The 7710-nt window shown below is 69.2% G+C and carries 6 protein-coding genes; 3 read left to right on the forward strand and 3 right to left on the reverse strand.

Features of this window, described 5'->3' with window-relative positions:
* The first annotated feature begins 104 nt into the window (after window positions 1-104).
* Entirely contained in the window at window positions 105-1862 is a 1758-nt protein-coding gene (locus tag AB0J09_RS49355; RefSeq protein WP_360707843.1) for a hypothetical protein, read from the forward strand.
* 8 nt (window positions 1863-1870) lie between these two features.
* Here AB0J09_RS49355 and AB0J09_RS49360 read toward each other — a convergent pair whose 3' ends face one another.
* The 3 genes from AB0J09_RS49360 to AB0J09_RS49370 all read right to left on the reverse strand — a co-directional run bounded on the left by AB0J09_RS49360 (window position 1871) and on the right by AB0J09_RS49370 (window position 5043).
* Window positions 1871-2563: an aspartate/glutamate racemase family protein gene (locus tag AB0J09_RS49360; RefSeq protein ID WP_360707846.1), complete on the reverse strand. Its 693-nt coding sequence runs from the start codon at window positions 2561-2563 to the stop codon at window positions 1871-1873.
* Window positions 2564-2710: 147 nt separating this feature from the next.
* Window positions 2711-4081, reverse strand: coding sequence for a UDP-N-acetylmuramoyl-tripeptide--D-alanyl-D-alanine ligase (gene murF / locus AB0J09_RS49365; protein WP_360707854.1), 1371 nt, complete (start codon window positions 4079-4081; stop codon window positions 2711-2713).
* 5 nt (window positions 4082-4086) lie between these two features.
* Window positions 4087-5043 (reverse strand): D-alanine--D-alanine ligase family protein, encoded by a 957-nt coding sequence (locus AB0J09_RS49370; RefSeq protein ID WP_360707849.1) that lies wholly within the window; start codon window positions 5041-5043, stop codon window positions 4087-4089.
* Window positions 5044-5733: 690 nt separating this feature from the next.
* On the opposite strand from AB0J09_RS49370, the gene AB0J09_RS49375 reads away from it, so the two are divergent.
* Both AB0J09_RS49375 and AB0J09_RS49380 read left to right on the forward strand, forming a co-directional pair.
* Entirely contained in the window at window positions 5734-6843 is a 1110-nt protein-coding gene (locus AB0J09_RS49375) for a hypothetical protein (protein ID WP_360707852.1), read from the forward strand.
* Between the two features lie 255 nt (window positions 6844-7098).
* Complete coding sequence (locus AB0J09_RS49380; protein ID WP_360707857.1) at window positions 7099-7407, forward strand: amidohydrolase family protein; 309 nt, start codon at window positions 7099-7101, stop codon at window positions 7405-7407.
* Window positions 7408-7710 lie beyond the last annotated feature (303 nt).

Genomic DNA, 7710 nt, shown 5'->3' on the forward strand with positions numbered 1-7710 from the left:
CGGTGGCGGGGCGGTCGGTGTCGGCGGTGGACGGGCGCACGTTGGAGCCGTCACCGGCGGCGTTCGGGGCCGAGGCCGAGTTGGTGTTCCGTGATGCGGACGCGGTGCTGCTGGTCGACAACTTCGAACGCATTCAGGGCTTGGAGGGATGGCTGCGCGACCGGTTCCTGCCGCGGGTGCCCATGGGGGCGCTGGTGGTGATCGCGGGGCGATACCCGCCGGACATGCGGTGGCAGGCCGATCCGGGATGGGCGGGGGCGTTGGAGGTGCTGGCGCTGCGGGACCTGCCGGCCGAAGACGCGCAGGCCCTGATGGACTCCTGCGGGGTGCCGGCCGAGTTGCGCGAGCCGCTGCTGGCGTTTGCCGGTGGTCATCCGCTGGCGTTGTTGCTGGGGGCGGCCGTGGCGGTGAAGGACGGCGCGGCCAGCAGGCGGTGGATGCCGAATCAGGACGTGGTGGCCACGTTGCTGGATCAGCTGGTGGGCGAGCTGCCGTCGGCGGCGCATCGGCATGCTCTGGAGATCTGCGCGCATGCGCACATGACGACGGAGGCTCTGCTGCGGGCGGCCTTGCCGCAGGACGCCGGGACGTTGTTCAGGTGGTTGCGGCGGCTGCCGTTCGTGGAGTCGTGCAGTCTCGGGCTCTTTCCGCATGACGTGGTGCGGGAGCTGCTGGAGGCGGACCTGCGCTGGCGGGATCCCGAGGGGTATGCGGTGATGCACGACCGCATTCATGCGCATCTGGCGGACAAGGTGCGCACGGCGAGCGATGCGGACGTGCTCAGCGCGGTGGCGGCACTGCTCTACCTGCATCGCGGCAACGGGGCACTGACCGATTTCCACCGCTGCCGCGACGAGGGCGAGTTCCAGGAAGAGCTGCTGGGCCAGGAGGACGTCGGCACGCTGGTCCGGGTGGCGACGGCAGCGGAGGGCGCGGCCTCCGCTGCCCGCGCCGCCTTCTGGGCCGAACGTCAGCCGGAGGCGTTCCGCCTGTATCGACGGACCGAAACCGGCGAGCCCGTGGCTTTCTCCACGTGGCTGCGTCTGGCCGAGCTCGATGAGGAAGAGCTGGCGGCCGATCCCATCGTGGCCGCGGCGTGGGCGCATGCGCGCGCCACCACGCCGTTGCGCGCCGGTGAACATCTGGCGGTCAGCCGGCTATGGGCGCTGCCGCAGTATCGCAGGAATTCGCCGGTGATGGATTTGATCCAGTGGCGAATGATCGGCAATTGTCTGCGGGCTGAGCGGATGGCATGGTCATATATCGCGATACGGCGGCCGGACCACGCGTGGGTGGAGCGGTTACGGCATTACGGGATGCGTGAGATCTGCGAGCAGCCGCGGCTGGGGGACGACGCCTACACTCTGTTCGTTCATGACTGGCGCGCGGTCCCGGCGCAGGCGTGGCTGGAGCAGATGAACCAGCAACTCGTAGCCGGTTCTGCCGACGGCCCGGATGCCGCGACGGCGGGACTGGCGGTGCTGTCCCAGACCGAGTTCGCCGAGGCGGTCCGCAAGGCGCTGCGCCAGCTGACACGGCCAGGCGCGCTGGCCACATCCCCGCTGACGCGCACCCGGCTGATCGCCGAGCGGGCCAGGCAGGACCCGGCCGGGCGGGACCCGACCACGGCACTGGGTGACCTGCTCCGCCAGGCGATCGACGACCTGCGCGAGGATCCGCGCTCGGTCAAGCTCCACCGGGCGCTGTCCGTCACGTTCCTGCACGGCACGCCCACCCAGGAACTGGCCGCCGAACAACTCGGCCTGCCTTTCACCACCTACCGCCGCCACCTGACGGCTGGCATCGAACGCATCTGCGCCGACCTGTGGCACCGGGAGCTGTACGGCACCAACGCGTCGTGAACGTGTCGTCAGTCGGCCAGCGCGAAGCCGGCCGCCGCCTCCGCGTGCAGCCGAGCGCTCGGCAGCACCGGGATGGCGGTGTCCTTCTCACCGATCAGGAGCTCGATCTCCGTGCAGCCGAGGATGACGCCTTCGGCGCCGTCGTCCGCGAGATCGGCGACTATCCGGGCGTACGCGTCCCTGGACGATTCCCGGATCACCCCGCGCACCAGCTCGTCGAAGATCACACGATGGACCAGTTCCCGCTGCTCACGCCGCGGGACGACCACCTCGAAGCCGTGGGCGGCCAGCCGATCCCGGTAGAAGGGCTGCTCCATGGTGAAGCTGGTGCCCAGCAGGCCGACCTTGCGCATCCCCCTGGCGCGGACCTCTGCGCCCACGGCGTCGGCGATGTGCAGCACGGGCACGCTCGCCGTCCGCGCCACGTCGTCGCTCACCCGGCTGAAGGTGTTGCTGCAGACGAGCAGGACCTCGGCGCCGAGATCCTCCAGTTTCCTGCCCGCACCGGCCAGCAGCGTGCTCACCTCGTCCCAGCGGTCGGCGAAGATGAGGTCCTCGACGGTCGTGTAGTCGACCGACCAGATGAGACTGTTGGCGGAGTGGCTGCCGCCGAGTCGCTCGCGTACCCGCTGGTTGATGATCTGGTAGTAGATCACCGTCGATTCCCAGCTCAACCCGCCGATGAGACCGATAGCGCGCATGGAACTCCGTTTCGCTAGCTTGTGCCGGCAGGCTGGTCGGTGCCGGCCACGGTGACGGTGCCGCCACTGGCCTGGTCGAGTCCGGCCAGGCAGGGCATCAGCATGGACTTGGCCGATCGGCTCGGCCCCTCGGCGAGGCGCCAACGGTCAGGCGCCGGCCAGCGCACGGGCGCAGGCACCGAGCCCGATCTCGCTGGAGGCCTTGACGAACACCACGTCTCCCGGTTCGAGCAGCGCGGTGGCCAGCCTGAGGGCGCCGTCCACGTCCTCGACGGTATGGACGGCCACGCCCTGGTTCGAGGACTGCGCTGCCTCCGCCATCGCGAGCGCATCCCCTGCTCCGACCGCGATCAGCATGTCGAAGCGGAGGTCGGCGACGAGCCGGCCGATCTCGGCGTGCCGGGCGCGGGAGGCGTGCGCCTGCTGGCCCATCGCGCCGAGCACGGCGACGGTACGACGGGTGCCGGCCAGGGCCTTGGCCGCTCGCAGCCCGGCCCGCATGGATTCGGGGTTGGCGTTGTAGGCGTCGTTGACGATGGTGATGCCGTCAGGTCGTTCGACGATCTCCAGCCGGCCCGCGGAGCGCCGCCGTGCGGCGTTCAGCCCATCGGCGATCTCGGCGACGCCCAGGCCGAGTGCGGTGGCGACGGCGGCGGCGGCCAGGGCGTTGCTCACCTGGTGCTCGCCTACGAGGTCGAGCGCGACCGGGGCGCGGCCGGAGGGCGTCACCAGCTCGAACGCGGTTCGCGCCCGCTCGTCCATCCGCACGTCTTCGGCTCGCACCGCCGCCTTCGCCGACCTGCCGTACAACAGGATCGGGGCCCTGGTACGGCCGACCATGCCCACGGTGTACGGGTCGTCGGCGTTGAGCAGGGCGAACCCGTCCGCCGCAAGCGCCTCGACCAGCTCGCCTTTGGCCTCGGCCACGTCAGCGAGCCCGCCTCCCATCCGCTCCACATGTGCGGTGCCGACATTGAGCACCAGCCCGACCTGGGGCGGTGCCAGCCCGGTCAGATACGTCAGGTCGCCCTTGCGGCCCGCACCCATCTCCAGCACCAGGTATCGGGTGGTGGCATCGGCACGCAGCACCGTGAGCGGCAACCCGAGCTCGTTGTTGAACGACCTGTCGGTGGCGACCGTCGGCGCGTGCCGTTCGAGCACCTGGGCCAGCAGATCCTTGGTCGTGGTCTTGCCCACGGAGCCGGTCAGGCCGATCACAGTCGGGCTGAGGCGTGCGAGCACATGCCTGGCCAGCAGGCCGAGCGCGAGCTGGACGTCCTCGACCACGAGGGCGGGCACCCCGGCGGGCCTGGAGGCCAGCACGGCGACGGCGCCGCCCACGATCGCACCGGCCGCGTAGTCGTGACCGTCAACGCGGTCGCCCACCGTCGCGGCGAACAGACCGCCGGGCACCACCTCGCGGGAGTCGACCGCCGAGGGCGCCGTCACCAGCGCCTGCGGGTCGCGCACGTCACACAGGCGTGCGCCGACGACCTGCGCGATCTCGTTCAGCGTCATGGGGATCACGAGCCGCTCCTGGCGAACGCGAGGTCGATCAGGCGGCCCAGCAGGTCCGGGTACGGGACACCGCTTGCCGCCCAGGCCCTGGCGTAGACGGAACGGGAAGTGAAACCGGGCATGGTGTTGATCTCCAGCACATACAGGCGTCCCGTGTCCTGCTCATAGAGGAAGTCGACACGGGCCAGGCCGTAGCCACCGATCGCCCGGAAGGCGCGCAGGGCCAGCTCACGCACCTCCTCGGCCACCCGTTCCGGCAGCACGGCAGGGATCGTGGCGATCTCGGCCCGGCTGAGGTACTTGGCCTCATAGTCAAGCCACGCGCCGGGCACGATGAGCTCGCCCGGCACCGAAACCTCCGGCACGTCATAGCCACCGAGCACACCGCAGATGAGCTCCCGCGCGCTCACGCCCTGCTCAACGACGACCACCCGGTCGTAAGCCAGCGCCAGCTCCACACCCGTACGCAGCTCCTGCATGGAGGTGACCCGCGAGATGCCGATGGAGGAGCCCATGTTGGCCGGCTTGACATACATCGGCCAGTCGAGCGACTTCACCAGACCCCAGTGGTCGGTGGTGGCGCGCCATTCGTACTCGGTGAACCACACATGCGGGGTGAGGGGAATGTCCTCCGCCAGGAACATGCGCCGCATCGCGACCTTGTCCATGCCCACGGCCGAGGCCAGGACGCCGCAGCCCACGTACGGGAGGCCCAGCGCCTCCAGATGCCCCTGAACGACGCCGTCCTCACCGAACGGCCCATGCAGCACAGGGAAGACCACGTCCACCAGATCCCGTCGCAGCTCCACCGGCCACCTGCCCCGCCGATCGATGATGACGGCGACGGGCTCGTACACATCCCTCGGCAGAGCATCGAGCACGGCCCGCGCCGACTGCAGCGACACCTCATGCTCAGCGGACGGCCCACCCGCCAGCACACCCACGCGCACGCGTTCACTCACGATCGATCAGCCTTCCTCAGTGGCACGGAGACAGCACCGCTAGCGGCACGGTGTTCGCCGTCGCAGGACCAGCCTGCCGAGTGTCGGCTCTTCGCCTGACCAGTTCCCAGGCCATTCGCTGTCCATTTCCAGGACAAAGAGCACCCGCTGTATGCCGCGCTCGGGTCGGTTCTGGATAGGAACCGCACCGGGGCGGGTGTGTCCGGGTCGAAGCGGGCGCGTCCGGCAGGTCGAGCGGCGTGCCGGCTGCGAAGTCGCCCAGGTCACTCTCTCGGGCAGGGCGTAGCTCCATGGACGCGACGTGCCTGGCAGGCCGCCGCGGTCAACACGGTGGCCCGCTTCCGACTGCTGCACGGGCAGGATCCGCACCATCCACGCGTATGAGAGGTGCTCGGTTCGATGCTGGAACACAGTCCGGAGTTCGCCGCCCTTTGGCGGCTGGTCCGCCCTGCCCGATGCGAACGGGCGACGGTGCTGCCTGTGCTCCGTGCGACCGGTGCGTGGGCAGGAAATGAGCACCGAATGGACTGTCGAACGGTCACCGGCGTGGGGAAGGCTACGACTCGTCAGTAGATCGTTTCCGGAATTCCCAGAAGAGTCATGAGGATATCCATCCGCAAGGCCCTGGCCGCCGGCGCGTGCTGCTGGAGAGCGCAGTGATCACGGTAGCTTCCTACCTTAGGGCGTGACATGGCCGGTGAGATGATGGAAAGCCCGGTTCTAGCCGATCGGGCCGACGGGGCCGTTCCCGGCTTTGCCGATCGCCTCGCCGAGACCCTGGAACAGGGCTACCGCCGAGCCGTGATCGTGTCTCTCGCCCGGCGTGTGGCGGCGCTCCTGCCCGGCGCCCGGGCCAACTGGTTCACCGCGAGCGTGTCCGTGCTGGCGATGGCCTCCTGGCCCTACCTCGCCGATCTCGCGCTCATGTTCGTGGCGCCCGACCAGGCCTTCGACAACGTGCGGAGCACCCTGTACGTCATGTCGACGACGGTCGTCTGCGTGGCCATGCTCACTCTCGCCTGGAGCGCCTGGAGGCATGCCGGGAAACTCGTCGCCCCGTTCAGCGACCTCATCGCCGACTCACCGGAGAGGGATCAGCTGATCGGCTGGCTCCGACGGCGGATGAGAGCGCCCACCCAGCTCCTGTCTGCGTTCGCCGGCGCCGCCGCCTCGGCGGTGATGCTGGCGCTCACCGCAGTGCAACCCGGCGACGTCGTCGAGCCGAACGCGGCCGTCTATCTGCACAACTGCTGGATGGGTTTCCTCGGCGGCAACACGCTCTACTGGCTCATCACGGTGGCCGACCTGCCGCCGCTGCGCCTGCGCACGTACACCCGACTCCGCCTTGCGTGGATCGACCCCGCCGGCACGTTCGCGATCGTGCGGCTGTGCCACTGCTACGTGCTGGTCTCGGCGGCCATGGCGCTGGGCGTCGTCAGCATCGAGGCCGCTGCGATCGTACTGGCCGCCCAGAACCCCGGCCCCTACCTCTACGCCTTCCTGCTCGGCTTCCCGGTGCTGGCCGCCGCGATCGCCCTGTACGTGGGCGTCCAGCCGTACGTGACATTGTCCCGGATGGTGCGCCGCCACCTTGACGAGGTGATCTCGCCGCTGATGGCATCGGCCGGCAGTTCGTCCGATGCGCTCGCCCGCGTGGGCAGGTCCGAGGAGGACCTCAAGGCGTACGCCTACTTCGCCACGCTGCGCACGCTGCCGATCAGGACGGCGGCAATCCTGCAGTACGTCCTGGGCATCCTGGCCTCACTGATCGTCTACTTCTTGCAGCAGACCTTGTCCTGAGACAGGTGCTAACGCTGTTCTCACCCGGATGAACGTGCACCTCACTTACCTAGTGACCCACTTCCGCTCGGGAGAGTGGGGAAATCACGGCGAGCTCGTACCCCATACGCACGGGCGCGTTCAGCCGCTCCCGCAGGATGGACTCCAGCGACTCGTCCAGGCGCGGACAACTCGGAGCGCTGCAGGAGATGATCCAGCGCGCGGCCTGCGGGTGCCCACCGACGTGGCAATCCTCGGCGGGGGCGCTACGCGACCATCGACGGCGCCAAGCACCCTGGGCTCGACGGCAAGACCGGCACGCTCACACGCGGCAAACAGGCCGACATCGTCCTGCTCAACGCCACCGCGCTCAACGTGGCCCCGCTCAACAGCGTGCCAGGGGCGGTCGTCTCGCTGATGGACCGCAGCAACGTCGAGACCGTGATCGTCGCCGGCATGGTCCGCAAGTGGCAGGGATGCCTGCTCAGCGCGGACCTCGGCCGTCTCCGACACGAACTCGAAGCATCACGCGACTACCTCTTCAAGGCGTTCGGCATTCGGCAGGACCTGTTCGCATACAGCTGAGCAGCGCCGCCTCGCCGCCGCTACTGGTCGTGGTCGTATGCCTCGGGGATGTTCTTCGCGACGTTGATTCTCTGGGTCATGCGAGGACGGCGGGGCCAGGCTCCCTTACTGTGACAACCTCCGCGAAGAAAAGGACATCTAACCCGCCATGGAAGCGCTGAGCGCGGGGGATCCCCAGCGCATCGGGAGTTACTGGCTGGCAGGGCGGCTCGGTTCGGGCGGGCAGGGCGTCGTGTACGACGCTTACGACGCTGACGGCAGCCGGGTCGCGGTCAAGGTGCTGCACGCGGCCGGCGATCGTGC

It is taken from the genome of Nonomuraea sp. NPDC049784 (genome assembly GCF_040659615.1).
GTDB lineage: Bacteria > Actinomycetota > Actinomycetes > Streptosporangiales > Streptosporangiaceae > Nonomuraea.